Genomic DNA, 26,438 nt, shown 5'->3' with positions numbered 1-26,438 from the left:
TGACTCCTACTTGGCCGCGACTGCGGCAGGTTTTCCGGCAACGAGGTCGCGGATCTTGTCGGTTCCACCAGTGACAACCAGACCGATGATGAATGCGACCACGTAGCCCAGCACCTTCTTGACGGCCTCAGTCTTGTAGGTATCCATGACCTTCGCGGCATGGATCATCCCGAGGTGCGCTTTGCGATGACCATCAAGATCTGGTTTGCCGAGATCGTTGGTAGTGAATGCGGTCAGGGTCGCATCGTGGCCGCGCTTGAGATCCATCACTGCAGCATGGATCTCCGTCAGCATCTTGTGCAGCTCGGCGTTGCTTGGCTGGTCAGAGGCCCGGCGGCGCTCTACGAGAGGATCAGATGAGTTCCCTGAATGCACGGCGGTATCCTGCGGAAAGAATGAAGGGGCGAACGAAGATCCAGAGTGCGGCAATGGCGAGAGCAATTTCACCTCCTACGGCAGCCGGCGGCGGGTAAACCGATATCAGCATGGAGACGACCACGAAGATCCAGAGAGCGGCATTCCACCCAGCGAAGTACCGGGCAAACCTTGAGTCAAAATCATCAAGAAGAACAATGGCCAACTGGGTCACGCCAGAGAGCATGAAAATCGCAGCCCACGCCTCCTCGACGGTGACGTGAGACATCACGGTGTACGTGGGTCTGGCAAAGCTCTCGCCCGGCCAGATGAGCATGACTGCCCACATGAGTTCACCAATGGCCAGAGTGATGCGGGTAGCGATCAGGTCGCTATCGAATAGGGCTCGGCTTGTGGCCTGCCAGTATTTTTCACTCACTTTGATTCCCCCTCTGATCTGGCGGAAGATTGAGGACGGCGCGATCAAATGCAGCCCTGCAGTGTTCGGGCTCAAACCAAAACAGCGCATCAATAATGGGCCTTGCCTTGCCGTAGAAAAGCCCCATTTTCTCGGCCCTGTAGGCGGCGCTGCTGAATGACTCGAATGGATATGCCTTGCCCAAAGTAAGCACGGTGAAGGCAAAGCAATCGAAGGAGAAGAAGATGTTGATGGCTCGCATAGCAAGCCCTTCTTTGAGCGTCATGCTGAGATGCCTGATGCAGCAATGAACAGCTGGTCAACCTGCTCAGAGGTGAGGCCAAGGATTTGGGATAGCGCTTGGACCGTAGATGAGTCGCGGCGAAACTCCTGCGCATCCTGCCACGCCAGCTTCATGAGCATGGGGGTTGCAGGGTTGGACATGATCTCGGTTACAGCATCGAAATATCCAGCCTGATACAGAGCTGCCCGAGCTTGGAATCTCGTCACGGACTCCGGCACAACCTGTGCAGCAGAAGGAGTTGGTGGTAGCTTTATTTTTTGATCTGCAGGATCAAAGTAGCACTTATCAGGGGCTACCCAATCCTCCGAATCAACCCAGAAAAAAGGAGCCGCAACATCAAAGGCTGTGTCGCAAACGTCTGCAACCCGGTATCCACCGAAAGACCGCTCTTCTGGGGAGATAAGTGCTTTTTTCATTTAGAACTCCACAAGAACTACGCCAGCACCGCCAGCGCCGCCATTGAACGACCCGCCATTAAAAACGCCACCAGAACCGCCTCCACCAAGGGTGCCGCCATTACCACTGCCACCACCAGTATCGGTCCCCGGAATGCCGCCAGAGAAATACGAAGATCCGCCAAAATTGAAGCCGCTTGTTCCGAAGCCCCCAGTGCCTCCTCGCATGTTTAAGGAGCCCCCAGAGCCCAATCCTCCAAATGCGCAACCCGTACCTCCGCTTGTTGACCCTCCGCCCCCTCCGGTTGCAGAGCAAAATGCTCCAAAGGAAGATGTGCCTCCGCCGCCTCCGGCAGAATTCACTCCGCCTGCAGCTCCGCCCGCTCCAACCGTCACCGCAACAGTTCCTCCGGGTGTCAAGCCAGTAACTATCCGAACGGATGCGCCGCCGCCGCCGCCGCCGAAGCCGATTCCGCCACTGCTGCCACCACCGCCACCACCGCCACCAACAACAGTGACTTTTGCAGTTGTTACCCCTGCGGGGACGGTGAATGTTCCAGATGCTGTGAATACCTGCAAGTTAGAAAATCCTGCAGCGACGATGGGGTGAGCGTGATCTTCTCTGGCGTACTTGGTTGAGACACCAACAACACCAGACCCAGAGCCGGCCAGTGGGGTTGCGGTTGCTGGCGTTATGGCAGCAACAGTGGTAAGACCCAGTGTTGCAATGGCAGATGCCACGTTTGCTGCCGTAAACAGGGCGTCACCAGTTGCGCCGGCACCCAATGCCGTTCTTGCTGCGGTGGCTGTACCAGCTGTGAACAAGGTGTCGCCAGTTGCGCCGGCACCTGCCGCAACCCGGACAGCAGCTGCATCTGCTGCGATCATGATTGCAGAACCCACTGTACTAGCGCCAATGGCGGTGCGCGCAGCTGACTGGCTGGCTGCCGTGACAACCGCATCACCCGTGGTAGTAATGCCAATGTCGATTCGACTCTGGCTGGCAGAGAAGCCAAAGCCAGCGAAGGTGGTTGGCTTTCCAGTCAGCGTACTCCATGAGGCGGTGACACTTTGCCAGCTTGCATTGGTTCCGTCAGTGACCAATGCCTTGCCAGCGTTGCCAGCCTGTCCGGGCAAGGTTGTGCTGAGTGCCTGCTGCAACACAAACTGGCAAGTGGCAATTTGAGTGGTGTTGGTTCCGCCGGGTGCGGTTGGAGCAGTTGGAGTGCCGGAGAAATTTGGACTCGCAAGTGGCGCCTTGGCATCCATCTCGGCCTGAACAATATCAAGCCCTGCAGACACGGCAGTGAAGTCAGCCTCAACATCTGCTGCCCGGGCCTTGGTTCCGGTGAGGAGGTTGATGATGTTGTTGAAGTAGCGATTCGGCATTTGTTACCTCTGTTGCCTGCGCATGGTGTAGTGAATGATTGCGCCCTGCAGGGTGTGCCCAAAGTCCAGCTTGGTGTTGCTCTGGAACTGCAGTGCGATGTTGAGCCCGGTGCCTTCGAGCGGAACCTCTGGGACGATCACGTCTTGAGAGTCCCAGAAGAACTCATCCCAGTTGGCGTCATCCCAGCTGCCACCAGATCCGCCTGTCTCAAAGGATCTGGCTTGGGTTTGCTGAACATCCGGGTCGCCGTATGTGAGGTCGGCGCGGAATTGAATCTGCGAGTACAGGACCGCAGACATCTCGACCACCATCTTGCGGTAGCGCTTCCTGATGCGCGGGCTCTTGGAGCTGTAGTAGTAGATCTTGATGTACGAGGGGATTGCAGCGCCATCGAATGTCGATCCCTTGTCCATCTCGTAGACGAAGCCGTTGTCGCCACCAAGGAAGGTTTGCTCGGCGCCGTCTGTGTCTTCACCTGACCACGCACAGTTGGGATTGAACCCGAGCTGACCATCCAAGAATCCGACCAGCTGCTTGTTGAGCATGGCCATCCACAGGATGCCGCCATCGTTTGTCACCAGCACATAGAGCCCGCGAGAGCGGGAAACATAGGAGCCTGAGACCTTGTTGCGGATGCGATTGATTAGCGGCTGGATCTTGCGGGACAGCGTAGCGTCCTCGAAGTTGCCAAAGTTCTGGACGGCCTGAATGGATGTGACCCCACGGTCATCAAGCATGTAGGTGTCACTCATGGTCTGCAAGGTGTACGGAACACAACCCACGTCATCGCGGATGGTGTTTATCACCCAGTCAGTCTGACTCGAACCTGACAGGAGGTAGCTGCTGTTGCGGCACTTGACGCCCAGCGAGTCTCCAGTCAAGCCGCACAGCCCAGTGATCGTGTCGCCCATGCCATTCTCGACAGCACCCTCGCCGCTCACGAAGCGGTAGGGGTTGCCCACGGATCCGTTGATCAGGCTGGATCCGATGGCGAGGTACAGGTACTTGCGGTTGGCCTTGATGAAGGCCGGTGTATCTACGGCTGCCCCGGTGCGCAATGGCACGAAGACGGTGCCGTCGAACTCGAAGGCCCGGCCAACACCGTTTACGCCGTACAGGCGGCGCGTTGCAACGCCACCAAAGAAGTTGTACTGGTCGAATTGGTACTTGCCGCCGGGCGGCAGGGTGATGGCGGTCTGCACGCCGGACAGGGTGAGAGATCCTGAGCCTGTTGATGTGGCTGCACCAGATGCAAGGTTGCCGCCAGTACGCCCGGTCAGGATGAGTCGACCGGTGTTGACGCCGCTTTGCAGGCTGCCAGTCTCGACCACCACGCGCTGCACTGTCGCGGTCACGCCGCCTTGTGTTAGCACGTCGCCATCTGTCACGTTGGTGTTGGCGTTGGTGAATACCACCTCTTCACCCAAGGCTACTGCTTGCCATCCAGAGGTGGATGACACGTACATCACGCCAGCTGTGGCGCCTACGTTGTCACGGAAGGCGTACACCTTGCCGGCGTACAGGACCACACCACGGACAGGGCCTGAGCCCGGTACGGCAGCAATCAGGGCTCGGCGGATGTCAGCCTGATCCACAAGGGACTGGGCCTCCTGCGCGGCCGTCACGGCGCCCGTGGCCACCGATGGAGCCCCACTGGGGCTTGGCCGGCCATCGAAGCGCTCGTAGCCCTTCATGCGGGAGTAGCCACCGTTCTGGTTGGGCTCGTAGTTCAATGCAGAGATGGCCACGCCCGGGGGCATGCGAAGGGCTGGAGACTGGGTATCGAGCCCACCAGTGAATGCGAAGAACTCCGTCTCCGTGCGGACCTGTGGCATCCGGAAGTTGGTCATGCCAGTGGCACTCCAAGTCCGACCTGATCCAGTTGATCTTCGGTCAGCGCGTTCATCATGGAGTTGCCATCAGCCATGGCCTCAGCCAGCACCTCGGCAGCGTTCTCGTAGGCTGCGTACTTCTGCCGAGCCATGTGTACGATGAGCATGTGAAACTCATCCGGCATGTCTGGCACGTCAGTGTTGGATGATAGGCGATACGGAGAGCGCTGGTAGTCACCGAACACATCGTAGAAGTCATCCGGCGATGGGCCCAAGACCAAAGCGCTGGTGCGCGGATGAATGCCGAATGCGGCCGGGTACTGAGGCTGGACCGGGGCAAAGATGTACTGAGCCCGGAAAGTCGGCCAATCGACCTGCGTGAAGTCGTGGTTGTCAGCCAGACCAGCGGATCGCTTCTGGATCCGGAAAGTGTCAGGGCGCCAGCGGCGGAATCGGGTCAACCCGAGCAGAGGGTCTGTCGGGTCGTAGGTGGCGACGCCAACTTGCGTGGTGAACTGGAACTCATAGGTCATCCAGCGCCAGTTGGTGTTCTTGAGCTGGATCTCCCACCATGCTTCATTGATCCAGTTGACCACGCGCAGCATCTCGCCGCGCTGGTTCTCGACGGAGGAGATCGCACCAGTGATGGAGGACTTCTCCACCAGCGAGCGGCACAGCTCAAGGAACGTCATTAGCGTGCGTTGGCCAGCTGTTGCTTGATCCACTCAGCGCCACGGCGCCCAGCGGGGTCACTCACGATGCTGAAGGGGTACATCTGGCGGGACACCATCTTCTCCTCGAAGCCCATGGAGCCGTCGCCATTGACGATCTTCTTCTGCTGCAGGCGCTGATCCTTGGCCTGAGCAAGCACAGCCACGTGGTAGCGGCGAACCATGTGAGTCTCGCCACGCACCAGCATGCGGTAGTGGCCATTCACGTTCACTTCGACAAACTGGGGCTCATCTTCTGTGGCCGCATCCATCAAGTGAATTTCCAGCTCCTGAGCCATGAAGGCTTCCAATGGGATCTGGTCTGGGGAGATGATCTTTTCGACGGCGATTTCTTGCGCCTCGAAGGGGGCGTCGCCAGTTTGCAGGGCCTTGGCCACATTGACCTTCACGGCACCTTGGATGATTTGTGCTGCAGCCGCATCCATCGCGCCCTTGCGCTCAAAGGTGTTGGTCTGGATGGTGGTGCCGCGCTTGCGGGGTGATGTTGCCATTGTGGCTCTCCAAAGTAAAAGGCCCCGCCTGAGTGAACAAGCGGGGCCAGTAATGCAGCCGAAGCTGCGGGGATTACACCGATGCGCCGGGGTGCTGCGCCAAGTTGATGTAGGTGGTGGTCACGCCACCGCCCACGTTGAACGCTGTGGTGCCGGGCACGAAGGCTGAACCAGATGCGTTATTCACCTTGATGGCGCCAACGATGGCCTTGCCTGCGGGAGCTTGAGGCACGGGGCACAGGGAACCAGCTTCAACGATATCGCCTTGGGCTACGGTGAAGGCACCAGCGGAGTCCAAGATCACGGCGAATGCGCAAGCGCGGCCGGCAGGGATGCTCTGCAGCGTGTTGGGCGCTGTGGGCACGATGCCGGTGTTGGGCTCAATCACCAGAGCTTGAGAGGCGATGATGCCCCGGTTGAAGAAGCGGCCGTTGATCGCATAGTTGATCGCGGCTGCGTTGGTGAACTGGGAAGCGGTGGAGCCGCCAGCCAGAGCACCAGAGTTTATCGCCATGGTTAGCGCATTTGCGCCTTGCAGTTGAGAAGACATAGCAGTTTCCTTTCAGGAAAAGCGGTTTTAGTTCGGGGTGAAGCGGCGTTGGCCGAGGGCTGTGACCGTTTGGCCAGCCAAGCCTGTACCAGTGCTGTAGCCTGCGCCGAGCGCAGTACCAGCAACCAGCAAGGCAACCAGAGCGGTGTACTTGGTGCGAATGTCAGAAATGTCAGTCAGCAAGGCTGCGTTCTTGGTTCGCATGTCATCCAGCTCTGCGCGCAGCAGATCGAACTCGCGGTTCATATCCTGAGCCTCAGAGGCGGTCAGGGCAGAGCGGTTGTTCAGAACAATGGTGTATGGCATGTTTTGATCCTTCAGGTGAAGGACTGGGCCGAAGCCCAGTCACTCAATTACAGGCCAGACGCCGCGCACTCAAGGCGGACGATCCAGTTCTCGTTGGTCCGGACTGCGTTCTTCCAGAAGTTCGCGCCCACATAGCCGAATTGGCCCATGGGGTTGGCGTGGTTCTTCTGCTTCGCAGGCAGGTAGATCGGATCGATGGAGCCCATGCCCTTCAAGGCAACCTGACCCCAAGCGTCCTGTGCGACCACCATCACGGGGTACACGTCAGCTGTGGTGCCTGCAGTACCACCGTTGGACAGGAATGTGCCCGCAGTGATAGTGCCGCCGGCCTGCAGCCATGGACGGAAGTAAGGGCTGGTCACGAAGCGGAAGCCTTCAACGGCACCCACTTCACGCTCATGCACAGGCTTCTGCTGACCGTACTCCACCACGGGGGTGAAGCCGGGCAAGTTGCGCACGTCTGCTTCCATGTCGGTGTGGATGAACACCAAGTAGGCAGCGGCCACGGCAGAAGAGCCGAAGTTCACGCCAGACTGCAGCTTCTGTGTCACCTTCTTGCCGTGAGCGGCTTCGATGATACGAGCCACTTGACGCAGCTTGTTCAAACTGATGGTGCTGGTCACAGCGGTACGCACGGTGCCGTTAGCAAACACCACGTTGGTGCCACCGCGAACCACGCCATAGGAGATCATCTCCTCGATGGTGCCCATGTGGTCGCCCACCAGATCCACCATGTCGCCGGGGATGTCGTCTTCGTACAGCAGTTCGGACTTGGCCGACAGCTTCATCAGCACGCCGTACTGCTGCAGAGTGGCCTGCACGTCTTGGTACTGGATGGTACGTGCAGTGGGCGTAACGCCTTCCTGCATCAGGTAGTCAGTCGAGGTGACTTGTGGCGCGCCGTTGGCGGCAGCGTCGATAGGCAGAGCGCGGCGATACACAACGGTATCGGTCTTGTTCTGCGGCACTTCTTTTTGCGTACCGAAGGTGGAGATCACCTTGATGGGGTCCGCGCGCTTGAGCATCTGGCGCTCGGCCATGATGAGGTTCCGCGATGGAACGGTGGAGTAATTTTGCATTTAAAGCCTCATTTCCTGTTAGCTTCAAGTTGATCAAGGTGACGCCAATACTCTTGCGGTGTCATGTCATCTACGCTTTTCGTAGTGACCATGGAGCGGCGACCAGTTGGGATGGTCGATGCCCGGACCAAGGATCTCGGCGTCGTGCGTTCTGTTCTTTCTTCCTTCGCCTGAGCCTTGATTGCCTCTGCGCGCAGATCCAGCAGGCGAATTGCGTCCTGCGGGTCTTCACTCGCGGCGAGAGCTTTGATCTCGCGCGGTGCGTTGGAGAGCCACCCAATAAACTCAGGCGATTGCACTGTCTTCTGCCACCCGGGGTGAACGGCGTTGATGGCCATCTCAGCCTTCATTTCAGCCAGCTCCTCCTTCGTCACCACGTTAGAGGTGTCGAGTGGGTTTGCGGCAGCTTGAGGCTGGTTTGTGCGCAAGCGCGCAATCTCCTGCTCCAAGTTGGCCATCGCCGGCTTCAATGCCTTAGCAAACTCCGGGTAGTCACGCTCAAGCGCGGCAAATGCTTCAGGGCTGGCTTGCGCCTTGGTGATCTCAGTGGTCGTTGGCGCTTCGCCTCCGGCCTGAGTAACCGATTTCGCAGCTTCGAGCTGAGTCTTCAGGTTGCTCTTGAGTCCACCAATGTTCCCCTCTGCACTCCGCAAGCGGGCGCTGAGTCCTTCAACCTGCTGGCTCAAGCCCGCGATCAGGTCGCGGTACTTGGGAGGCAGGTCGTCTTCGTCATCAGCGTTGACAGATTCGCCTTCTGTCTGAGCTTGGCGATCACCTTGAGTGCGTTGCTCCGGGGCGGCTTGCGCGGTCCCTTCATCGCTTGCATCTTCATCGGTGAATCCACCGTTATCGCTTGGCAGCTGGCCGTTGTCAGCTGCATCAAGCTCCGCCCAAATGCGTGCTGCTTGTTCCTGTGCGTTGAGTTCAGTGCTCATGTTTCATTGGTCATTGGTCGTCAGGAAAATCTGACAAATTGGCATCGCCTGCGAAGGGGGTGCCGCTCATGCCGGCGCTCTCCGTGGAGAGGGACAGCAATCTTTTGACCTCCTTGATCTGACCCCGGATCAAGAGGGTTTGGTCTTGTGACAACTGGGTGTTGTCATTCGACTGGCGAAGTTCCTGCAAGCGCTCCTGCAAGTCCTTCGTCAATCGGCTCCACACTTGGGAGCGGAAATCAGCTTCGGTAAGGGCTGGTTTGTTCATGTCTGGCCAAGAAAAAAGCCGCTGGCATTGCTGTCAGCGGCTTTCGGTTTGGGCTGGTTCGTCTGGACGCACCTGCCCCTACGAAGTATTTAACTAAAAATCGAACAGATCGTCAAGCATTTGCAGAACAATTTTTCGCACTATTTGGTGAATGCCACGATCTGATCTGGCGCGAGCTGAGTGTCAAAGTAGGCAATGCGTCTGATATAACCGTTTAGTTGTTGCGATGCACCACCATCAAGACCTCCAATCTGCAACTGCGTCACGGCCGGAAGTGTCGCGGCCGCTGCTGCGCTTGGTGCCAATCCGTCGGCAGCCACTAATTGCGAATTGGCAGAAATCGAAAGCGCAATCTTGTGCATTTTGGCATCGGAGATGACTGGCCCAATCGCCCAAATGCCAGAGCCTGCAATGGTTCCCAGTGTAGATGAGCTGCGAAATCTAATATCAAATTTGTTATTCGATGTGCCATCGTTGACCGACAGAACCCCACGGGCACTTGTGGTTGCGAAGGTGCTTGCCTCAGCAAAAAGCGCTCCTCTGGATTGGTTGTACCAACTCGAAAAGTTGGCGCCAGTCATTAAGGCTGAGTCTGCTGCGCGCGTTGCTGTGGACGCCCCGGTCAGGATGAAGCTGGTTGCGAATGCGCCTACTTCGAGCTGGGCCGCATCCATGATGTAGGTAGCGTTATTAACGCGAGCTGTCACGGAGTTTGCCGATGTAGCGTAGATGTTGTTGTTGCAATCTGTATCAGCACCTCCGATTGTGGCGGTTATGGTAAGTCGATACCAGCCATTACCCACGTTCTGAACACTTGCACTGCCAGCACCAGCGCCAAGCGCACCAGATGTGCCAAGCGCTCCGGTGGCCAAATTGAGCCAAGCCTGCCAGCCATTGCCTCCGCTACTGGCAACGGCAAGCCGAATCCAGTCATTGTTGCCACGTTTGAGGTAGCGAGATGATGTGACGGTGGCCCCTGCGGGTAAACCGGCGAGACCTTGATTTAGGTCAGATGTACCAGCCACTCCCTCGGTCATTAGGCATGCGGTGTTCGCCACACCATCAATTCCAACCTGATTGCGGGTTGGGGTTACATCCGTCTTTGACCAGCTTGCCGTGGTCATGTCTCGGCTGTCGATGAATAGATTGGTGCGCGACTCCTCAATTAGCAGTCCGCTCGGCTGAAGTGTCGCTGGATCGTAATCGAATCTCGGCGAGTTCGGCGCCAAAACCTGAAGCAGACCCTGCGCATTGAAGCGCGTTGCGCACGATGTTGCATCTGGTCGCGTGAACGTCACGCGAGGGTCAAGCGATCCCCTTGTGAAGTCGAGCGACAGAGCCGCCACCAAAGGGTCGAGTGCAGGCATGCCGCGCTGCATGTTGCGAACCCGCTTGCGCCACGATGCGCTGTACCCGCTATCCCGAGCCGTGCTTGGAAAATTCAGTGACATTTAGATTCCCTCTCCGGTGTTGACTCGCAGTGCTGCCTCAGCGTTGAAGAGCTGGTGCTGGGAGTCGATCTTGATTGCGTTCATGCGCTCGCGCGACTGGATCTCCGCCTCAGTCAGGATGCCGTCTTGCTGCATCTTGGCGATGGCCAGCTCTCGGTCCATCTGCATCTGCACTTGGCCCTGCTCGCCTTCTGCCCGCTCGCGCTCGATGTTGTAGGCGATCTGTGCGCCCTTGAGTTGCTGCTCGCCTTGTGCCAGCTGCATGTCCGCCGCGCGCTGCTCCTGACGGTCTGCGATGTCCATCTGCTTGCCTTGCAATGCCAGCTGTGCGGTCACGATGCGTGGGTCTTGAGGCTGTGCCTGAGCCGCCTTCTTCAGGTTCTCATCGATCTTGTCATCGGGGAACATCACGTCATCAGGGTTGATGCGGAATGCCTTGAGCATGACCTTGAGTTCCTTCTTCGGATCCACCATGCCTGCGTAGCGCGGGTTGCTCGTCACGTTGGACAGGTTGAGTGTGGCTTGGTTCTGGATGTCCTTCTCCAGCAAAGCCGTGGAGCCGCGCGCATCGATCTGCATGTCGCCCTTGATCTCTGGCTTGGGGTTGTAGGCCATCTGCCAGTCGAAGTGCCGGCCGATGTGTGGCTTGGTGATGTCATCGTCGTAGAGCTTCACCCGGTAGCGCAGCACCACGTTGGCGTTGTTGAACAGCATGACCATGCCGCCCACCGTCTCAGGGGCCGTGCCCTTCTCGCCACCCAAGATCTGAGGCATCGATGTCTCTTGATCTGCGAACTGCATGGCAGCTGCAGACACCTTGAGCATGGCTTCCAAGTTGTTGGCGAACTGGAAGACGTGCATGGCCTTGGTCACGTCCACCGTGTCATCCAAGCCCAGCCACACCTTGTTGGGATAGATGTCGTAGTTGCCGTCCTGCGGAGCGATGAGCTTCTTGTTGATGACGATCTGGCCACCGGCCGTGATCTTGCCGTTGTCCATCACCTGACGCCATGCGGAGATGATCACGCGCTGCTGGCTCTCCAGCTCCTCTGGCAGGCTGTGGCCTTGAGGCGTCTTGTCATCCTTGCGCCAGTTCCAGATGTCCAAGGGCAGGGAGCCATCAACGATCCACGACTCCATGGCGCCGATCACAGTCTCGCCAATCATGATGATGACGCCCGAGGTCACATCCACCAGAGGATCCTGATCCTCAGCGCACATGGATTCACTCAGCAGCTCCATCTCCACGGGGTCCACCTCGCCGTAGTAGAGCCACATCTCGTAGCTCTCCTCTTCGCACATGTTGCGGGTGACGCGACCCTCGGCCACGGTGGTGCGTGTAGGCTTCTCGCGCAGCACCTTGCGGATGGCTGCCTCGTCGTAGCCTTCGACCCCGGCCAAGGCCCGGATCTCCTTCTTGGTCACGAAGCGGCGATGGAAGAAGCCCGAGCCGCGCTGGTGATCGTTGCCGCATGCGGGATCCGTGAAGATGTCCCATGGGTCAGCACTCATGCTGGCGCCCACCATGTCACTGGAAATCTGCAGTGACATCGATCCGTCCGGGTTCGGGATCCACGCGCGCTTGGCGTTAGTCGTGGGGAATGGTCCCAGCAGGCAGCCGGTGCCCAGCTTCACACCGTTCTCGATGACCTTGCGCTGCTCGCCGTTGTAGTTGCACTGGGTCAGCACGTCATCGATCTCGGTCTCCATGGCTGCAGCCGCGCGCTTGGCGTACTCCATGACGCGCTGTGCCTGAATGTTCGGCGTGAGCCCGGTGTCCTGCCCCATCTCATCCACGATGGGCGTGTGGTCGCCCAGCATCTTTGACACGGACTGAGGCACGGGCGTGGGCTTGATGCCCCAGTTGCGGTCATCGACAGGCAGCAAGATCTCGCACATGCGCGCGATGGCCTGATCCACCTTGGGGCGCACGATGTTGACCACCACCTTCGAGCGGTTGTCCTTCGGCCCCTTCTTCACACGGTTGCCCTGCAGTGAGTTGGCCAGAGTGTTCTCAATGGCCTCGGCATCCTTGCCTTCGTACAGCTCAAGCGACGTGCGCCAGCGAGTCTCGACCCCGCTCTGAGCGCGCCAGCGCACCCAGTCGTCACGCATCTTGGAGAAGCCAGCCTTGAAGCCTTCGAGCTTCGCGGTCCACATCTCCTGCTCTTGCTCAGGCGTCAGGTAGCCCTCCTCTGCCAACTTCTCCAGATGGCCAAGGGTTTGATTGGAGGTGTAGTCCGTCATAGTTTTCTCTCTCAGTAGCCAGTGATCTCATCCAGCGCTTGCCATGCGGCCATGCCCGGCTGCATCAACTCGTCTTCTTCTGGATATGGAAGGGTTAAGCCCGGCTCCGCCAAGCGGGCCAAGCAGTCAAATGAGTCGTCGTTGCGACCCACTGGGAAGGTTGCGTATTCGTGCTCGATGAAGTCCGAGATCACGTCATACGAGGTGCCAAGCACCGTCTCGCGTCGCATCTCCATGGGCAGCCAGATGCGGCCACCCTCGAACCATGGGATCAGGCGCCGGATGCGCGCGTTCTTCTCGACCTTGCCGCCCACCTCTTTGATGGCGAAGCGGTACTGCCGGCGCTCCATCTCGGTCTTGATGTGCTCGACATCAGCCTGCAGGCCGTACTGCTCGTAGCGCGTCTGCATGGGCTTGTGCTTCTTGTGCAGCGCGAACACAGCGTCGGCACGTTGCGTGAGATTGAGGCGATCTCTCAGGCCATCTAGCAGGTATGCGTTCTCGTCCGAGCCCAGACCCACGACCCACATGGCTGTGAAGTCGCTCTTCTTGCGGTTACCCTTGGCCTTGGCTGGATCCCCTGCGGGATCGACCAGCAGGATTTTGTTCATGATCTTCGGTGGCGAGGCGTAGCGGTTGATCCAGCTGCGCTTGAACTCGGCACCTTCAGTGGGCCGTGGCTCTTGTTGGTACAGCGAGATCCATGAGCGCGCGTCTGCCTGAGCCGCTTCAATCATGTCGTCGGTGAACCACTCTTTCCAAAGGCGCTCACCCTCCTCGCGGCCCAGTAAGTCCTTGGGGCCGGCGATCATCGGGATCTTGATGACCAGCCACTTATCCTTCTCGCGCTCAAGGAGACGGCCAGCAAGGTCATCTTCGTGCCAGCGGGTCATGATGAGCACCTGCTTGGCCCCGGGCTTCAGGCGCGTCAGGAAGTCGTTGGTGTACCACTCCCATGTCTTCTGGCGGATGCGGTCACTGTCGGCGTCCTCCCGGTTCTTCACCGGGTCATCGATGATCCCCAAGTCGGCACGGCGACCCGTGATGGATCCGCCTACGCCAGCAGCAAAGAATTCACCATCCTTGTTGGTAGCCCAGCGCCCGGCGCTCGCGTTGTCACCAGCCACACCAATGCCGGGAAACACCTCGGCAAACTCTGGATCCTGCATACCGTTGCGGATCTTGCGCCCCCATGCCTCTGCCAGCTCACCAGTGTGTGAAGCCAGAATGGCCGAGAGCTGAGGGTGCCGGCCGAGGAAATACTGGGGGAACAGGCGAGAGCCATAGCTCGACTTCGCGGAGCCCGGCGGCAGGAAGAGCATGACCCGGTTGTTCGGGATGTCACCCCTCTCCAGTGCGTCCAAGGCGTTGCAGATGACCAGATGGTGCAGCGCGGGCTGCATGTCCATGGGCTGCCGGAACTTGGCAAATTCGACAAAACTGTTACGAGCCGCACGGGCGAGCTTTTCCCGGCCAAGCGCGATGGCCTCGATCATCTCTTCGCGGGTCATTTCTTCAGGGTTCCGAGGCGATTCATCGTCTCAATGAGACGAGCTTCAAGCTCTTCGTCTGGCAGGCGCTCCAAGCCGACCTTGCCAGAGTGCTCCAGATCCACCTTGTCGCGCCAGATAGTTGGCTGGCGATTCTTGAGCCACAGAGTTGCGGCTGCAGTGTCAGGTGCATAACGCTTCACAGTGGGTGTGATCACGATGTCCGAGCGCCCGCCACCCACGGAAACAGTGCGGATGTCATCCTCCGGATGCTCGTAGCCGATTGCGCGGTGGTACAGGGAATTGGCAACATTTGCATCAGCAATCTCCCTTCCACGCTTGAGCGCATCCGAAAATTCCTCAATTTCAGCAATCCACTTGCCCACCGTGGAGTCTGCGACCTCAAACAATTCCGCCAATTTCTTGTTGTTCGCCCCCAGCAGGCAGAACTTGTACGCGAGATCCGCATACTCAGGCTTGTATGAGGTTGGGCGCCCCACTGAGCGCTTCTCTGGCTCAGGCTTCTTCTCTGCGTTCACAGTGATGCGAGCCAGCTTCTTCCCCGCTGCCTTCTTGGCTGGGGCTTTCTTTGCTGGGGGCTTCTTGGCTGTTGCCATTACTCTGCTACCTCGTAGGCCAGCGCAAAGATCTCCGGCTTGCAGGGATACAGTTCGCCCTTCACGCCCTTGATGATCCAGTCACCCATGGATGCGACGTGCTTGGCTTCTCCATTGGGACCATCCTCAAGCGTGCGGATGATGGCGCCACCCTCACAGGGTTGAATCACTCCGGTGCGGCGAGCCTCAAGCATCCAGTCAGGCATCACGGTGCCCTCAATGAGCTGCCATGCCTCTACGACTACTGGCTTCTTGCGGTACTTAGCCATTAGCGTTTGCCTTTCGAGCGTTTCACATTGCGGGCTTTGGCAGCTGTGCGCTGTACGTGCCGATTCGACCAGCCCGGGCCCGCCTTCTTGATGCGGGTGTCGCGCCGAATCCGTGAGCGTGAGCGCAAGGTGTTGGTGCGCGTGTCTGTGGGTGCGTTGGCCGGGAGCCCTCCTGACTGGCCACCACTGGCGTTGGCCAGCTTGTTGATCTCGGTTTGCGCTCGTTGCGCTTGCGAGCCAGAGGTAGCTGGGGCCAAGGAGGCACCCAGAGCTGCGACTGTGGCCAGTGACAGGAGGGCCGCTCTCATTCCAGCACCACCCAGTCTTCCGCCAAGCAGTCATTCACGCTCGGAACCCATGTGCTCACGGATTCGTTGACGTTTTTGATTGCGAAGTAGGCGTTGTATGGGACCATGGCTTCGTTGCCAAAGTGCTCTTTGGCAGCCCCGGTCTGTGCCTTGTAGGAGGCTGGGGGGACGTAGTAGACAAACATGCCAACTCCATTCCAGCCCTTGCGAGCCACGCGCTTGCCCGCCTTGAGGGCAAGCAGGGCGCAACCGAAGTCGGTTTCCTGCCCAGGCTCAACGCCCAGTAGGTGCTCGATCATCTCGCGGGCTTGACCTGCGTGGAGCAGGTTGGTGCCCGATGGCCATGTGCCACCCAGAGCTTTGTCGTGGTCAAAGGTGATGTGGCAGTCAGGTGCGAATGCCAGTGGCAGCTTCCAGCTCAGGAAGCGGTCAACTGCGCGTTGGATGGTGACGCTCATGGCTTGGTGATCTCTAAGGGTTTGGAGTTCGCCTTGAGGACAGCGATTCCGACTTGAACAAGTTTCGAGTAAGCCTTTTCCATGTCGCTGACGTTGACCTTCTTGCCATCTCGAAAGATAAAGTCAGTGCCGCCGAAGGCGCTTGGGCCACTGGAAACCACGTCATGCGAGGTCTATTCGCGCTTGACATCCTGAGCCTGAATGGCGGCTTGCTCGCCAGCTTCGGCACGCAGCTTCTCCTTCAGGGCATAGCCCATCAGTGGCCACAGCTTCTGGATTGCGTTCTCCCGGGCGATCTTGCGGCCGATCTCGGCATTGAAGTTCTCGGGACTGGCGCATGCGCTCTCACCCGTGACGGTGAAACCGTTGCGCAGCACCAGTACGCAGAAGGTCAGCAGGTCGAGTTCTTTGGGCGTTGCCTGCCACTCTGGGCCTCGCTCTTGTCCGACTAGCGCCTCAGTTGCCGTGAAGTAGTGCTCACTGACAATGCTCGACTCAATGTCGGCAGGCGTCACGCGCGGGGCCTTGTCAGCCCCGGCGGCTTTGATCTCAGCTTCCCCGATCATGCTGCAATCTTTGTGGCTTGCGCCAGCTGGTAGCCCATCCACTCGGCATAAGTGCCTTCAGGGCGGGTCAGCTCGTTGCCGGTCAGCAGAGTCACGCGAGTGGCAGTGAATGGGTAGCCGTACTGGTCGTAACCTGCCAAGTTGACAGTGTAGGAGTCATGCACGTACACGATCTGCGCAGACAGGGGTTGGGCAGTCTCGGGATCGCTATCGACCATGTTGATGCCACGGGCGGCAATCAGCGCGGCATCGGGGCGCAGCCACACCATGCGGCCAATCGTGGGCTCAATGATGACGGCCGGGCCACCGGGCTCAGTCACGACAGCAGCTTCAGTCGATCCCACCAGCTCAGTAGAGCCTGTAACGCCAGTGTCAGCCACCACAGTATCGCCAAGACTAGCAGCGCTCACGATGGCCACGTCAGTCAGAATATCGCTGGTTGTTGCTACAGTTTGAATAGCAGTCTGCGCAGTATCCACGGGGGCTTCTGCCTCATTTTGTGTGGAATTTTGGGTTGCTTCGTCGCTCATGGAATCTCCTGTGAATTAGCCGGCTCTAAGGCTTGCCGGCAGTGCCGAAATTGGGTTTGCACACGTCCCTGACGTATGACTGGAGGCTGGTCAGCTTTATTGCTGTGGCGTCAGCTTCAGCCGCCATTCCTTGATGCTCTGTTGCGCACGCAAGGAGTAGTCCGCCTTCACTGGCTCCATCAACTCCGCTGCCGGGGGTGGCAGCTCGACCTTCTCGGGCGGCGTCGAGGGCTGCTTGAAGCAGCTGCAGCTCGCCAGCAGCAGCGTCGCGGTCAGCAGCAGCGCGCTTTTTGCTCGCTTGATACTTGGTGTCAACATCGTTGGCCTTTCGAGTTAATTCAGCCTGCTCTGCCCGGTGTGCCTTGGCCAGCTCCAGCATGTCATTGGCCCGGTTCTCGCGCTCCTGCGCCCAGTCGCCAGCCACCAGCGCGCGGCCGGTCTTGTAGGCGGTGTAGTGGGTGACTGCCAGCGCAATGGCCAGAATCAGGTATCCGAACTGGCGAGCAGTGAAGGGCAGCATCAGGATCTCCATTGAGGGTAGATGGCAGCCAAGAACCCTTAGCCCTGCGCAACCCCTACAGCTTCCGCACGGGGCTGTTGCGCTTAACCATCTGGAATGGACCCTGCCTTCAGCTGCATAGCGGTAAAGATATGCACAGGGCCCATACCGGATGGGTTGATGGTTGGGGCAAAGAGGCTGGGAATCGAACCCAACTACCATCTCTCTTGAAGCCATCCAGTGTTGCAACACCATCAAGCCTGCTGGCCAGCATCCCCAGAGTACGGCGCTAACCGCACTCACCATCGCGGCTGCGGACTGGACGCTTAACCGGCTCTCGCTTTCCGGTAGCGAACAATTTGATTAGCGCAGGAACCGATTACTCAGTCACCCTTTCTACGCGCCAATCCGCATGCGTGATGGCTCCGGGCCTCTCACCCGGAAGGTTGTCTGGAATTCCACCAGCTTTAGCCGCCGCCCTTTCAGGCCAGCCTTGGATTGGAAGCGGGGGCGAGATTTGAACTCGCGTCCTCTGGGATATGAACCCAGCAAGCTACCGGGCTGCTCCACCCCGCTGAAACCAAGGGAAAGAACGCCCTATGGACGCACCTACCCCACAGACATCATTTTGATGTCTGCCTAACGCAATGTCAACAAGTGCTTGCGTATTTGTTTGATGTTTGCTAAATTCCATTCCGTCAAGCGTAGCGGCAAGGCAAAAATCACTCACCCAAGAGCCCCTAAGCCTTGGTCTTCTACCTCCCTCGGGAGGCACGCCGCTACGTGGAGGACCGGGACTTAGGGGTTTTTGTTTTTGGAGGTCTGGATGGCTGGAGACTGGATAAAGATGAGGACAAATCTGCTGACACACCCCAAGGTTGTCCGCATGTCGTCCGCATTCGGTGCGGACAGAATTAAGACGGTTGGCGGAATTTATGCGGTCTGGTGTCTGTTTGACATGCACTCAGAAGACGGACATCTGGACGGATACACGCAGGAAGCGCTCGATGGATTGGCCGGATTACCCGGAATTTCAGCTGCAATGGCGTCCGTTGGCTGGCTGGAAATCACTGAAACAGGCATCGCAACTCCCGAGTTTGACACTCACAACGGCCAGTCTGCCAAGCGGAGAGCGCAGGAAAGCGAGCGCAAACGCAATGAGCGCAATTTGTCCGCAAGCAATGCGGACAAAAAGAAGACAAAAAGCGGACCAGAGAAGAGAAGAGAAGAGAAGAGTGATACAGAAGGTAAACCTTCTGTAGGACGCGCAGCAAAGAAGTGCCCTGACTCTTTCGTCCTGAGCGAAGCCCTGCTCGCATTCGCCAAGGCCAATGCACCTCTGGTCAACGTCGAGCTGGAGACAGCCACATTCCGCGACCACACCTTCTCCACCGCCCGCTCGGACTGGGATGGCACGTGGCGCAACTGGATCCGCAAGGCGCAACAGATGGCGGAGGCCAAGCGCAACGACCTGATCCGCAGGAACGGCACCAATGGACAGCCCAAGAGCTTCCAGCAGATCAACCAAGAGGCAGGCTGGGCTCGCTGGGAGCAGATGACCGGGGAGGTTCACCCTGATCGCATCAAGGCCCAAGGTGGCCAAGTCATCGAAGCACCAACCGAATTTCTGGAGATTCCCCAATGATCGAGTTTTCTGGCACCACCCCTATTGCAGCCGTGGACTACGTGTTCAAGGTCATGTTTGCCACCTACGGCGCTGGCTGGTCACGATCCATTGGCGACGCCCCCATCGCGGACGTGAAGACCGTCTGGGGTCAGGTTCTGGCCGACTATGTGCCCAACAGTGAGACAGCTGATCCGGAGGCAACAAGGCGCCCGGTCATCTGGGCGCTCAACAACCTGCCCGAGTTTGTGCCCAATGCGCGCCAGTTCAAAGCTCTGCTTCGCAGCGCACCCAGCAAGCCTGCGCCCCAGCTGCCGGCGCCCACAGTCAATCCCGAGATCGCCGCTCGCGTTCTGGATGGATTGCGGGCCAATCCAAAGCGCGGGTACGACCACAAGGGCTGGGCGCACCGCATCCTTGATCGCAAGAAGGCTGGCGACAAGGTTTCCCCGACAGTCGTGGCTATGGCCAATCGCGCACTGGGGGTCGAGGCTTGACACCATTCCTGAAGATCCACGAAGAGTTGCGCCATGGGCCCAAGTCCTACGCGCAAATTCTGGCCGGCACGGGCGTCAGGAAAACGGCGCTCACGGATGCGCTGAATCAGATGCACATCCGTGGCGACATCAAGCGGATTGCGCGCGGCGTCTACGCGCTTCCGCCGAAAGAAAAATCCGTCTCGCTACAAAAATCATAGCTACTCACGCACGACACACAGCCACCCGCAACTGATTAGGTATTTCGGGATGCGGGCAAGCGCCTACACACACGTTGGAATCGACGTGGCAAAAATACAACACAATCCCACCCTTTAGGGTGTTTAGCAATTTACGACAATTTGTCAGATTTTTGTTGACAGGTCTGTTAGGCATTTGCTAAAGTTCACCCCATCAAACGGCATCGACCGGATTGACAGACAGCCAAACGTCGCCCCGCCATCCACGGCGGAAAACAAGTGAGTGGACACCCCTGCATCCTCTGTGGCTTGTACCCACGGCAGGAAGCGCAAGTAGCTAGGGCATCACCCTAGTGAAACCCCACAGCAATGTGGCGTCAGAGCGGCGGTGCGGAGAGCGGCTTTCAGTGGCCGGAAGAACTGAGAAACGCCGGGACCGTACCAACGGGCTATATCGGCACCCCTCCAACGAGGGGACAGGAGTAAGCGTCGGTGTTCGGCGCTTATCACTGGAGTACATACAAGATGGCAACCTTACAAAAAGTTCCCGGCCTCGTTGCGGCACGTCAAGAGTTTGACTGCAACGGAACGCTCTTCGGCTACACCAAGGGCGATCTCTACATCGTCTACAGCTACGGCACACACTTCCCCGTGGCCGTATTCAAGGACGGCGGCTGGCTGGTCAACAAAGACAAGTACAGCCGCACCACCAGCAAGCACCAAAGCAAGGTGCGACAGGGCATCGGTGGCCCGCTCAACCCCGAGCAGTTCCGCACCACTGAGGAGCTGGTGGAGATCACCTCTGCCTCTGGCCGTCAGCCTGCCTCGTATCACAAGATCGACGGCTGGCGTGGCTACCAGATCCCCTTCGGCGCTGTGATCGGCGCATCTGACACCGGCACATGGTCTGACTCACCTTGCCCCTCTGACAAGGTGGAAGCCGAGATCAAGCAGGTGCAAGCCGAGCTGCGTAAGCAAGGCATCCGCTCACGTCAGAAGACTGGGCAGACAAGCAACGTGTTCTGCGGCAAGCGCTGGCTCTGTGTCGGCCCAAAAGACTGGGACCGTGCGGTGGAGATCGCTGAGAGCTTCATCCCCCGCTTCCGCTTCATTCACGACGCAACTTGAGGAGATCACCATGGCACGAACTACCAATCGCTTTGAACGTGGATCCGGCGCTTACCAGTGCCGTTGCTGCAAGCGAAACACACGGTCTACCGGCCGGGGTGACAACGAGATGATCCGCCTCTGCGCCGAGTGTTACGACTTGGGTGGCGAAGAAAACCACCTGAGTGACAACGGCGGCAAGTTCTACGACTCCCCGGAAAACGTGCTGGCCATGATCGCTGCGGTGGCGAACAAGGGTGGTGACGCAAGCAACTGGGATGACCTGAAGGCCCACGCCGAGAAGGCGATTGCAGAAAGGACAGCAGCATGACCTACCAAGGACACCTGAGTGACGGATCCAGCGTACAGAAGCACAGCGCTGGCGGCCTGTACCCATACGTCATCTTCGCCAAGGACACACCCCACGGCCTGCGCTACGGGGTGCTGTGCCCCAATGGCCATGAGACGGCGCTCTACCCGTACTACCAAGCGGAGGCTACGGCGGAGCGCTTCAAGGAGCGACGAATGTTTTTGAGCTGATCGCAGCGACATGGGGTGAGGCCCATGTCAGTGTGATTAACCAAGGAGCAAGCATGCGACAAATTGAGGCTTACCAGTGCTATGACGGCCAAATTTTCTCCGACGAAAGCAAAGCCAAGGCACACGACGAAGACCTGCTTGGACAGGAGCTTGATGGCCTTCTCAAGCTGTTTGGCTTCGGCGGGAAGCTCACTCGAAACGATGAGTGGCGTGGCCTGATGAATCTGATGCAAAACCGCAAGGAGTTGCGCAAATCGGTTGATCTGATTGCGGCAATTCTTGCCCATGGCGATGAAGAGTGATCAACAAGGAGCAAGCATGTACCTGATCCGCATTAACAGGGGTTACTTCTCTGCTCGCCGGGGCTACTGGGGCGGAGTTGTTCGCCGCAGTGATGCAACCCTCTTTAATCTGCGAGACGCCACAGAGCGTGCCGCAAACATCGTTGGTGCCAGTGTGGTGCCAGCGTGAACACAAACCAAGGAGTGAGCATGACCAAAAAGCACATCTTCAAACCTACCTGCGTCGAAGGTCGGCAACTGCCTGACATCGAGTACACGCCGTTCATCTACATCGCCGGCACAGAGGCACACCGCCTTGCACTGCACAAGGAGCCCAACAGCAAGCCTGAGCCGTACAAGGAATGGCTTGTGTCTGACCCGGTGAGTGGCAAGCAAGTGTGCCGGGTGTATGCCTCTTACCAAGGCGTTCCCTGCAGCTCCAAGGGCTTCGGCCTGAAGCAAGCCCGTGACTTTGCGAATGCAACGCTGGATGCGCTGCTCAACCGAATTGGCTCTGACAAATTCAACGCCACCATCAAGGCGGCAAGCAAGGCTGCGGCCTGAGAGGATCCCATGAAAATCAAAACATCTGAACTGACCGGCGCGGCCCTTGATTGGGCAGTGGCGAAGTGTGAAGGGGTAGGGGACTCGGAATTTGTCCGCACCCACATGGATGCATGGCCTTACTCAACCAACTGGGCACAAGGCGGGCCGATCATTGAGCGGATGATGCGCGACGGACTGCGACTGACCGGGTACACATGCCTACCAACAGACCCAACACACTGCCAAGCGCAGATAAAGGGAATTGTCACTGGTGGCCCAACCCCACTAATCGCCGCCATGCGCTGCCGCGTGGCCAGCAAGCTCGGTGACGAGGTGGATGTGCCAGACGAGCTTTCCGCCTAAGCATCAAACAAACGAATCAACCAGCCCGCCAAGTGCGGGCTTTTTCATTGGAGCGACTATGAAGATCAAGCCAGAGCACTTGGATACGCTGCGCCAACACATTGCAGCACTCGACACACCGGAGCGCCGCGAACAGTACCGCAAGGGAGACTTCCCACGGGCTGAAGCTGTAAAGGATCTCAACAAGCGTTACCGCTGGGATCTGTTCAATGCCGCAGTACCCGCCAAGTGGGTGTGCGATGTGCTCTACAAATACTCACACGACGAGCACATCGATACGGCACTTCGCAACATCGTTAAGCCACTGGAGGTGTGACATGGGATGGTCATTTGAGATTTGCCCCCGGAGTCGCAAAGACTTCATCGAAAGCCTGACAGGCGACAAGCACTTCAGCGAAGACTACAAGGCGCTGGAGCACCGGGTTGTCGGGAATCATGTGTGGCAGCTTGTACGCCAAGTGTCTGCAAACCGCACATTCATCTGCTTGGATCTAATTGCCAAGGAGCGCAACGGTGGCTGGGGCTACAAGGGCTTGAGCGAAGACATGGGGCCTTACCACTACGACTGCCCTCTGGCGCTTCTGGATAAGGCATCTGAGCCTGTCAACGAGACTGCGAAAGAGTGGCGGATCAAGGTGCGAGCCTTCCATGCCAAGAAGGCAGCAAAGCTCAAGCCGAAGGTTGGCCTGATTGTGAAGTCTGGATCCGCAAGCTATGAGCTGCTTGAGCCATGCGCCCCTCGAAGGGGTTGGCGAGTCAAGGATGTTGAAACCGGACTCACCTACCGGATGCCAGCTGCGCAGCTTTCGAGGGCTCTGTCGTGAACCACATCCACAAGCTGCAGAACGAAAACCGCGAGCTGAATGACCAAGTGCTGCGAAAGAACGAGCGCATCGCTGAGTTCCGGGCTCACTTGCAGTCACCCAAGTTCCATGCCGTACAGGGCGATGGCGAGCGCGGTGACTGGATCAGCACTGGCGATGTCCAGCGCTGGCTTTTGTATATCGAAGATCTAGGAAGGATGTATCCATGAAAACAATTCGAGTGTGGGATGTTCAGTCTTGGGATGGTGGTGAGCGTCACAACCATGACTTCTATTTGAACTACGAGTCAACCACTGAAGAGCAGCTGAAGATCTATGACAAGCACGGCTGCTTCATTGACCGGACGCTGATTATTGTTGAGCAGCTGAGTGAAATTCCCGAGCTGCGCAAAGAGAAGATCCGGCAGCGTGCATTGGCAAAGCTCAATGCACAAGAACGCCAAGCGCTTGGATTGGAGTAGCCATGAAAGAGATCACCGTCCGAATCCGCAACAACTACGGCACCACCGTGTACTACCCGGTCTGCATCAACGCTGCGCACTTTGCACAGATAGCCGGCACGAAGACGCTGGGCATACAGACCATCGCTCACATCAAGGCGATGGGCTACACCGTGAAGGTGCAACAGACAGAACCACAGGAGCTGTGATGCGAATCATCGGATACACCTATGAGGCTGATGTGCATTGCCCGGCCTGTACGGAGCACAGGGCTGCGATTGGGGTGCTGAAGCGACAGCCGCCATTGCAAATGCGAACAGATGAGCACGGCATTGCAATGGATCTGATTGATCGCCAAGGCAATCCGGTTCACCCGCTGCACGACATCGATGGGGCTGCCACCGAGTTGACACACTGCGGCACTTGTTACGAGGAGCTGTGATGGCACGAATTACCAAGGAAGAAGTGAGGGTGATGCACCGCAATGGCGAGTCACCTACCGACTGCCTGATAGCCGCAACAAGCAGCGGCGTCGAGTACCCAGATGCGGTCTGGCTTGTTACCGATGCGCTAAAGTTGAAGAGCGACGAGGTTGATGAGATGGAAGAAAATTACATGGAGCAAACATGATCCTGAGCAAGACGCAAGCGGAAGCTATTTACAGCGCAGCAAGCCAAATAAACAATCTTGGCGGAAGAATGAACATGATGCTGAACACCAAGAGTGATCGTCCAATCTCAATAGCGGCCGGTGGCGATGGTGGCGGCATAGCAGTGGTGGCTGGATTTTCTCCATGGCAAATTGAAAGCTATCTCACCAACGCAGACTTTGCTGCAGCCTACGGACTGGAGTGATCGTCAGCGACAAGGGATAGGCCCCTTGTCAGTGTCATCACCAAGGAGAAGTCATGAAATTCAAAAACCAAGCGGACATCAAAGTGGGCACCCTAGTGGTGTTCAATGAGTTGCCAGACGCCACGGTGTTCAACGTGATTGAGCGCAACGGCTTTGCCATCCGCATCGTTGAGGCAGGCACGGATCACAATCCGCAGGAATCGGATGTCAGCCTGTGCCATGTGCCGACAGCTGCGCAGCTCACAGCTCACGATGGCCACCCCCGCATTAAGCTGGGCGAAGGCACTGATGCCCGGAATGCCCGGCTGAACCGCGAAGCCTTGAAGCAGCACGAAGTCAAGGGTGAGGACGGCAACTGGCATCCAGTCACCGGCATGCAGGCTGCGTCCTACCGGGCCGCAGGAGGCGAGGTTCGAGTCAAGAACAACTAGGAGCCACCATGGCAATGTTCGGAGTTCGAGAGCTACTGATCCGGGCCGGCATCAAGATACCTGCCGGTGCCGTGAGCTACCACACGGAGCGAGAGGGCAATGGCCCACGTCAAGTCGTGTTCTCTGTGCAGGGCGACCAAGGCGCCAGCATAGAGCGGGTTGACATCACATACGAGCAGCACTGCGTCCTGTTTCAACAGGGGCGAGCAGGCTCATTTGGCTGGGATCTTGAGAAAGAGCACTGAGCAAACCAATCACCAGCACCAACCCGCTTCGGCGGGTTTTTTATTGCAAGGAAGAAACATGGATCTGACAGGACTGAAGGTGGGCGACTACGTTGCCATACCCAATCGCAACAGCCACTACAACAAGCTGGCAATCACTCACTCGCTCAAGCAAATTGAGCGCGTTACCGGGACTCAGCTGGTGTGCGGCACCTACCGCATCCGCCGCTCTGATGGGCATGTGATTGGGGAAACATACCGGTACGCAGTGATTGCAACCCCGGAGCTGATTCGAGAAAACATCGAGCAGACCAAAACCCGTGATCGTTGGTACGCAGCAACGAGACGTTGCACGCCGATTGAAGATGCGCTGGCCAAGCGCAAGCTCACCGTCGAGCAGATGGAAAAGCTGGCGGATCTGTACGAGTCATTCAAAACAACTTGACCTCAGCGACAAGGGTTGAAGCCCCTTGTCAGTGGAGTCCAAACCACAGCCACCTTCGGGTGGCTTTTTACTTTCACACAGGAGTGAACTATGAGTCAGGCATTTTGGTACGTGGACGGCGAGCCCACTAAAGGCAAGTGGATCGACATGGATCTCATCGACAGCACTGACGAAGTGCTCGAAGAGCTGGCAGAAGCGGGCTTCATTCCCCGCGATGAGGATGGCGGGCCTGAGTACGGCGGCGACCTTCTGGTGGCAGATGCGGAGGATCTGGCCAAGGCATTCCTTGGGCGCCATGGCACCTTCGATCTCGATGACTTCGTTGAGGCCCGCGACCACTGCTCCCGCAACCACGTTGATGAGGACGCCGTGGTGGCCTACATCTCCATGGCCGGGAGCTGGAGCAAGAGCGACTTCGAGGAGTCGTATGTCGGGGCCTACGACAACGAGCAGTCCTACGCCGAAGAGTATTGCGATGAGTGCATGGAAGTGCCTGAAGCGCTGCAGGGCTACATCGATTACGAGAAGCTGGCCCGAGACTTGTTTATCAACGATGTCTATTACTCGGACGGCTACGTCTTCCGGAGGATCTGAAC

At 58.1% G+C, this 26,438-nt stretch carries 45 protein-coding genes and 1 tRNA gene; 22 read left to right on the top strand and 24 right to left on the bottom strand.

The window, feature by feature from the left end; all coding sequences use genetic code 11:
• Positions 1–6 precede the first annotated feature (6 nt).
• The 24 genes from RAN89_RS06395 to RAN89_RS06280 all read right to left on the bottom strand — a co-directional run bounded on the left by RAN89_RS06395 (position 7) and on the right by RAN89_RS06280 (position 18,064).
• A complete protein-coding gene (locus RAN89_RS06395; protein WP_313868778.1) occupies positions 7–294 on the bottom strand; it encodes a hypothetical protein in 288 nt (95 codons plus the stop codon).
• A gap of 58 nt (positions 295–352) precedes the next feature.
• Positions 353–793 carry a hypothetical protein gene (locus tag RAN89_RS06390; protein WP_313868777.1) on the bottom strand — a complete coding sequence of 147 codons (441 nt, stop codon included), beginning with the start codon at positions 791–793 and terminating at the stop codon, positions 353–355.
• A complete protein-coding gene (locus RAN89_RS06385) occupies positions 786–1,058 on the bottom strand; it encodes a hypothetical protein (RefSeq protein ID WP_313868776.1) in 273 nt (90 codons plus the stop codon). Before RAN89_RS06385 ends, RAN89_RS06390 begins: the two co-directional genes overlap by 8 nt.
• Positions 1,055–1,492: a hypothetical protein gene (locus RAN89_RS06380; RefSeq protein ID WP_313868775.1), complete on the bottom strand. Its 438-nt coding sequence runs from the start codon at positions 1,490–1,492 to the stop codon at positions 1,055–1,057. The genes RAN89_RS06385 and RAN89_RS06380 overlap by 4 nt, the downstream gene beginning before the upstream one ends.
• The gene (locus RAN89_RS06375) at positions 1,493–2,860 is read right to left on the bottom strand and encodes a glycine-rich domain-containing protein (RefSeq protein WP_313868774.1); all 1,368 of its coding nucleotides are present in this window, start codon (positions 2,858–2,860) and stop codon (positions 1,493–1,495) included.
• A 3-nt stretch (positions 2,861–2,863) separates the two neighbouring features.
• Complete coding sequence (locus RAN89_RS06370; protein WP_313868773.1) at positions 2,864–4,711, bottom strand: hypothetical protein; 1,848 nt, start codon at positions 4,709–4,711, stop codon at positions 2,864–2,866.
• Entirely contained in the window at positions 4,708–5,385 is a 678-nt protein-coding gene (locus tag RAN89_RS06365; protein ID WP_313868772.1) for a phage adaptor protein, read from the bottom strand. Before RAN89_RS06365 ends, RAN89_RS06370 begins: the two co-directional genes overlap by 4 nt.
• Complete coding sequence (locus RAN89_RS06360; RefSeq protein WP_313868771.1) at positions 5,385–5,915, bottom strand: hypothetical protein; 531 nt, start codon at positions 5,913–5,915, stop codon at positions 5,385–5,387. The genes RAN89_RS06365 and RAN89_RS06360 overlap by 1 nt, the downstream gene beginning before the upstream one ends.
• Before the next feature lie 73 nt (positions 5,916–5,988).
• The gene (locus RAN89_RS06355; protein WP_313868770.1) at positions 5,989–6,465 is read right to left on the bottom strand and encodes a hypothetical protein; all 477 of its coding nucleotides are present in this window, start codon (positions 6,463–6,465) and stop codon (positions 5,989–5,991) included.
• A gap of 27 nt (positions 6,466–6,492) precedes the next feature.
• Entirely contained in the window at positions 6,493–6,771 is a 279-nt protein-coding gene (locus tag RAN89_RS06350) for a coiled-coil domain-containing protein (protein WP_313868769.1), read from the bottom strand.
• 47 nt (positions 6,772–6,818) lie between these two features.
• The gene (locus RAN89_RS06345) at positions 6,819–7,850 is read right to left on the bottom strand and encodes a N4-gp56 family major capsid protein (RefSeq protein ID WP_313868768.1); all 1,032 of its coding nucleotides are present in this window, start codon (positions 7,848–7,850) and stop codon (positions 6,819–6,821) included.
• Positions 7,851–7,858: 8 nt separating this feature from the next.
• Positions 7,859–8,785 carry a hypothetical protein gene (locus RAN89_RS06340; RefSeq protein ID WP_313868767.1) on the bottom strand — a complete coding sequence of 309 codons (927 nt, stop codon included), beginning with the start codon at positions 8,783–8,785 and terminating at the stop codon, positions 7,859–7,861.
• A gap of 10 nt (positions 8,786–8,795) precedes the next feature.
• Positions 8,796–9,053: a hypothetical protein gene (locus RAN89_RS06335; RefSeq protein WP_313868766.1), complete on the bottom strand. Its 258-nt coding sequence runs from the start codon at positions 9,051–9,053 to the stop codon at positions 8,796–8,798.
• A 140-nt stretch (positions 9,054–9,193) separates the two neighbouring features.
• A complete protein-coding gene (locus RAN89_RS06330; protein ID WP_313868765.1) occupies positions 9,194–10,504 on the bottom strand; it encodes a phage head spike fiber domain-containing protein in 1,311 nt (436 codons plus the stop codon).
• Positions 10,505–12,751, bottom strand: coding sequence for a hypothetical protein (locus RAN89_RS06325; protein WP_313868764.1), 2,247 nt, complete (start codon positions 12,749–12,751; stop codon positions 10,505–10,507).
• Between the two features lie 11 nt (positions 12,752–12,762).
• Positions 12,763–14,262 (bottom strand): terminase large subunit domain-containing protein, encoded by a 1,500-nt coding sequence (locus RAN89_RS06320; RefSeq protein ID WP_313868763.1) that lies wholly within the window; start codon positions 14,260–14,262, stop codon positions 12,763–12,765.
• Positions 14,259–14,858 carry a hypothetical protein gene (locus RAN89_RS06315; protein ID WP_313868762.1) on the bottom strand — a complete coding sequence of 200 codons (600 nt, stop codon included), beginning with the start codon at positions 14,856–14,858 and terminating at the stop codon, positions 14,259–14,261. The genes RAN89_RS06320 and RAN89_RS06315 overlap by 4 nt, the downstream gene beginning before the upstream one ends.
• Positions 14,858–15,127 carry a hypothetical protein gene (locus RAN89_RS06310; RefSeq protein ID WP_313868761.1) on the bottom strand — a complete coding sequence of 90 codons (270 nt, stop codon included), beginning with the start codon at positions 15,125–15,127 and terminating at the stop codon, positions 14,858–14,860. Before RAN89_RS06310 ends, RAN89_RS06315 begins: the two co-directional genes overlap by 1 nt.
• Positions 15,127–15,435: a hypothetical protein gene (locus RAN89_RS06305; protein ID WP_313868760.1), complete on the bottom strand. Its 309-nt coding sequence runs from the start codon at positions 15,433–15,435 to the stop codon at positions 15,127–15,129. Before RAN89_RS06305 ends, RAN89_RS06310 begins: the two co-directional genes overlap by 1 nt.
• The gene (locus tag RAN89_RS06300; RefSeq protein WP_313868759.1) at positions 15,432–15,893 is read right to left on the bottom strand and encodes a DUF2829 domain-containing protein; all 462 of its coding nucleotides are present in this window, start codon (positions 15,891–15,893) and stop codon (positions 15,432–15,434) included. The genes RAN89_RS06305 and RAN89_RS06300 overlap by 4 nt, the downstream gene beginning before the upstream one ends.
• Before the next feature lie 173 nt (positions 15,894–16,066).
• The gene (locus RAN89_RS06295; RefSeq protein WP_313868758.1) at positions 16,067–16,459 is read right to left on the bottom strand and encodes a Gp49 family protein; all 393 of its coding nucleotides are present in this window, start codon (positions 16,457–16,459) and stop codon (positions 16,067–16,069) included.
• Entirely contained in the window at positions 16,456–16,989 is a 534-nt protein-coding gene (locus RAN89_RS06290; RefSeq protein ID WP_313868757.1) for a hypothetical protein, read from the bottom strand. Before RAN89_RS06290 ends, RAN89_RS06295 begins: the two co-directional genes overlap by 4 nt.
• Before the next feature lie 25 nt (positions 16,990–17,014).
• Positions 17,015–17,509, bottom strand: a complete 495-nt coding sequence (locus tag RAN89_RS06285; RefSeq protein ID WP_313868756.1) for a lysis system spanin subunit — start codon at positions 17,507–17,509, stop codon at positions 17,015–17,017.
• Between the two features lie 478 nt (positions 17,510–17,987).
• Positions 17,988–18,064 (bottom strand) — tRNA-Met (locus tag RAN89_RS06280).
• 250 nt (positions 18,065–18,314) lie between these two features.
• On the opposite strand from RAN89_RS06280, the gene RAN89_RS06275 reads away from it, so the two are divergent.
• The 22 genes from RAN89_RS06275 (at position 18,315) to RAN89_RS06170 (ending at position 26,436) form a co-directional block, all read left to right on the top strand.
• The gene (locus tag RAN89_RS06275; RefSeq protein ID WP_313868755.1) at positions 18,315–19,133 is read left to right on the top strand and encodes a hypothetical protein; all 819 of its coding nucleotides are present in this window, start codon (positions 18,315–18,317) and stop codon (positions 19,131–19,133) included.
• Entirely contained in the window at positions 19,130–19,609 is a 480-nt protein-coding gene (locus RAN89_RS06270) for a hypothetical protein (protein WP_313868754.1), read from the top strand. The genes RAN89_RS06275 and RAN89_RS06270 overlap by 4 nt, the downstream gene beginning before the upstream one ends.
• Positions 19,606–19,809 carry a hypothetical protein gene (locus RAN89_RS06265; protein ID WP_313868753.1) on the top strand — a complete coding sequence of 68 codons (204 nt, stop codon included), beginning with the start codon at positions 19,606–19,608 and terminating at the stop codon, positions 19,807–19,809. Before RAN89_RS06270 ends, RAN89_RS06265 begins: the two co-directional genes overlap by 4 nt.
• Positions 19,810–20,313: 504 nt before the next feature.
• Positions 20,314–20,916, top strand: a complete 603-nt coding sequence (locus RAN89_RS06260) for a DUF8033 domain-containing protein (protein WP_313868752.1) — start codon at positions 20,314–20,316, stop codon at positions 20,914–20,916.
• A 10-nt stretch (positions 20,917–20,926) separates the two neighbouring features.
• Positions 20,927–21,226, top strand: a complete 300-nt coding sequence (locus tag RAN89_RS06255) for a hypothetical protein (protein ID WP_313868751.1) — start codon at positions 20,927–20,929, stop codon at positions 21,224–21,226.
• A complete protein-coding gene (locus RAN89_RS06250; protein WP_313868750.1) occupies positions 21,223–21,435 on the top strand; it encodes a hypothetical protein in 213 nt (70 codons plus the stop codon). The genes RAN89_RS06255 and RAN89_RS06250 overlap by 4 nt, the downstream gene beginning before the upstream one ends.
• A gap of 53 nt (positions 21,436–21,488) precedes the next feature.
• Positions 21,489–21,737 (top strand): hypothetical protein, encoded by a 249-nt coding sequence (locus RAN89_RS06245; RefSeq protein ID WP_313868749.1) that lies wholly within the window; start codon positions 21,489–21,491, stop codon positions 21,735–21,737.
• A 16-nt stretch (positions 21,738–21,753) separates the two neighbouring features.
• Positions 21,754–21,906 carry a hypothetical protein gene (locus RAN89_RS06240; RefSeq protein WP_313868748.1) on the top strand — a complete coding sequence of 51 codons (153 nt, stop codon included), beginning with the start codon at positions 21,754–21,756 and terminating at the stop codon, positions 21,904–21,906.
• Between the two features lie 20 nt (positions 21,907–21,926).
• Positions 21,927–22,280, top strand: coding sequence for a hypothetical protein (locus tag RAN89_RS06235; protein ID WP_313868747.1), 354 nt, complete (start codon positions 21,927–21,929; stop codon positions 22,278–22,280).
• Between the two features lie 9 nt (positions 22,281–22,289).
• Positions 22,290–22,625, top strand: a complete 336-nt coding sequence (locus tag RAN89_RS06230; protein ID WP_313868746.1) for a phage protein NinX family protein — start codon at positions 22,290–22,292, stop codon at positions 22,623–22,625.
• Between the two features lie 58 nt (positions 22,626–22,683).
• Entirely contained in the window at positions 22,684–22,941 is a 258-nt protein-coding gene (locus tag RAN89_RS06225; RefSeq protein ID WP_313868745.1) for a hypothetical protein, read from the top strand.
• 1 nt (position 22,942) lies between these two features.
• On the top strand, positions 22,943–23,449 hold the full coding sequence (locus RAN89_RS06220) for a hypothetical protein (protein WP_313868744.1): 507 nt from the start codon (positions 22,943–22,945) through the stop codon (positions 23,447–23,449).
• Complete coding sequence (locus RAN89_RS06215) at positions 23,446–23,658, top strand: hypothetical protein (RefSeq protein ID WP_313868743.1); 213 nt, start codon at positions 23,446–23,448, stop codon at positions 23,656–23,658. The genes RAN89_RS06220 and RAN89_RS06215 overlap by 4 nt, the downstream gene beginning before the upstream one ends.
• Positions 23,655–23,909 (top strand): hypothetical protein, encoded by a 255-nt coding sequence (locus RAN89_RS06210; RefSeq protein WP_313868742.1) that lies wholly within the window; start codon positions 23,655–23,657, stop codon positions 23,907–23,909. Before RAN89_RS06215 ends, RAN89_RS06210 begins: the two co-directional genes overlap by 4 nt.
• Before the next feature lie 2 nt (positions 23,910–23,911).
• A complete protein-coding gene (locus tag RAN89_RS06205; RefSeq protein ID WP_313868741.1) occupies positions 23,912–24,097 on the top strand; it encodes a hypothetical protein in 186 nt (61 codons plus the stop codon).
• Positions 24,097–24,330, top strand: a complete 234-nt coding sequence (locus tag RAN89_RS06200) for a hypothetical protein (RefSeq protein WP_313868740.1) — start codon at positions 24,097–24,099, stop codon at positions 24,328–24,330. Before RAN89_RS06205 ends, RAN89_RS06200 begins: the two co-directional genes overlap by 1 nt.
• Entirely contained in the window at positions 24,330–24,518 is a 189-nt protein-coding gene (locus RAN89_RS06195; RefSeq protein ID WP_313868739.1) for a hypothetical protein, read from the top strand. The genes RAN89_RS06200 and RAN89_RS06195 overlap by 1 nt, the downstream gene beginning before the upstream one ends.
• The gene (locus tag RAN89_RS06190; protein WP_313868738.1) at positions 24,515–24,742 is read left to right on the top strand and encodes a hypothetical protein; all 228 of its coding nucleotides are present in this window, start codon (positions 24,515–24,517) and stop codon (positions 24,740–24,742) included. The genes RAN89_RS06195 and RAN89_RS06190 overlap by 4 nt, the downstream gene beginning before the upstream one ends.
• Positions 24,743–24,795: 53 nt before the next feature.
• The gene (locus RAN89_RS06185) at positions 24,796–25,173 is read left to right on the top strand and encodes a hypothetical protein (protein ID WP_313868737.1); all 378 of its coding nucleotides are present in this window, start codon (positions 24,796–24,798) and stop codon (positions 25,171–25,173) included.
• A gap of 8 nt (positions 25,174–25,181) precedes the next feature.
• The gene (locus RAN89_RS06180; RefSeq protein WP_313868736.1) at positions 25,182–25,418 is read left to right on the top strand and encodes a hypothetical protein; all 237 of its coding nucleotides are present in this window, start codon (positions 25,182–25,184) and stop codon (positions 25,416–25,418) included.
• 58 nt (positions 25,419–25,476) lie between these two features.
• Complete coding sequence (locus RAN89_RS06175; protein WP_313868735.1) at positions 25,477–25,842, top strand: hypothetical protein; 366 nt, start codon at positions 25,477–25,479, stop codon at positions 25,840–25,842.
• Positions 25,843–25,932: 90 nt separating this feature from the next.
• On the top strand, positions 25,933–26,436 hold the full coding sequence (locus tag RAN89_RS06170; RefSeq protein WP_313868734.1) for an antirestriction protein ArdA: 504 nt from the start codon (positions 25,933–25,935) through the stop codon (positions 26,434–26,436).
• Positions 26,437–26,438: the final 2 nt, after the last annotated feature.

It is taken from the genome of Rhodoferax mekongensis (genome assembly GCF_032191775.1).
In the GTDB taxonomy this organism is placed as follows: Bacteria; Pseudomonadota; Gammaproteobacteria; order Burkholderiales; family Burkholderiaceae_C; genus Allorhodoferax; species Allorhodoferax mekongensis.
This window is presented reverse-complemented; position numbering and strand designations above follow the sequence as displayed.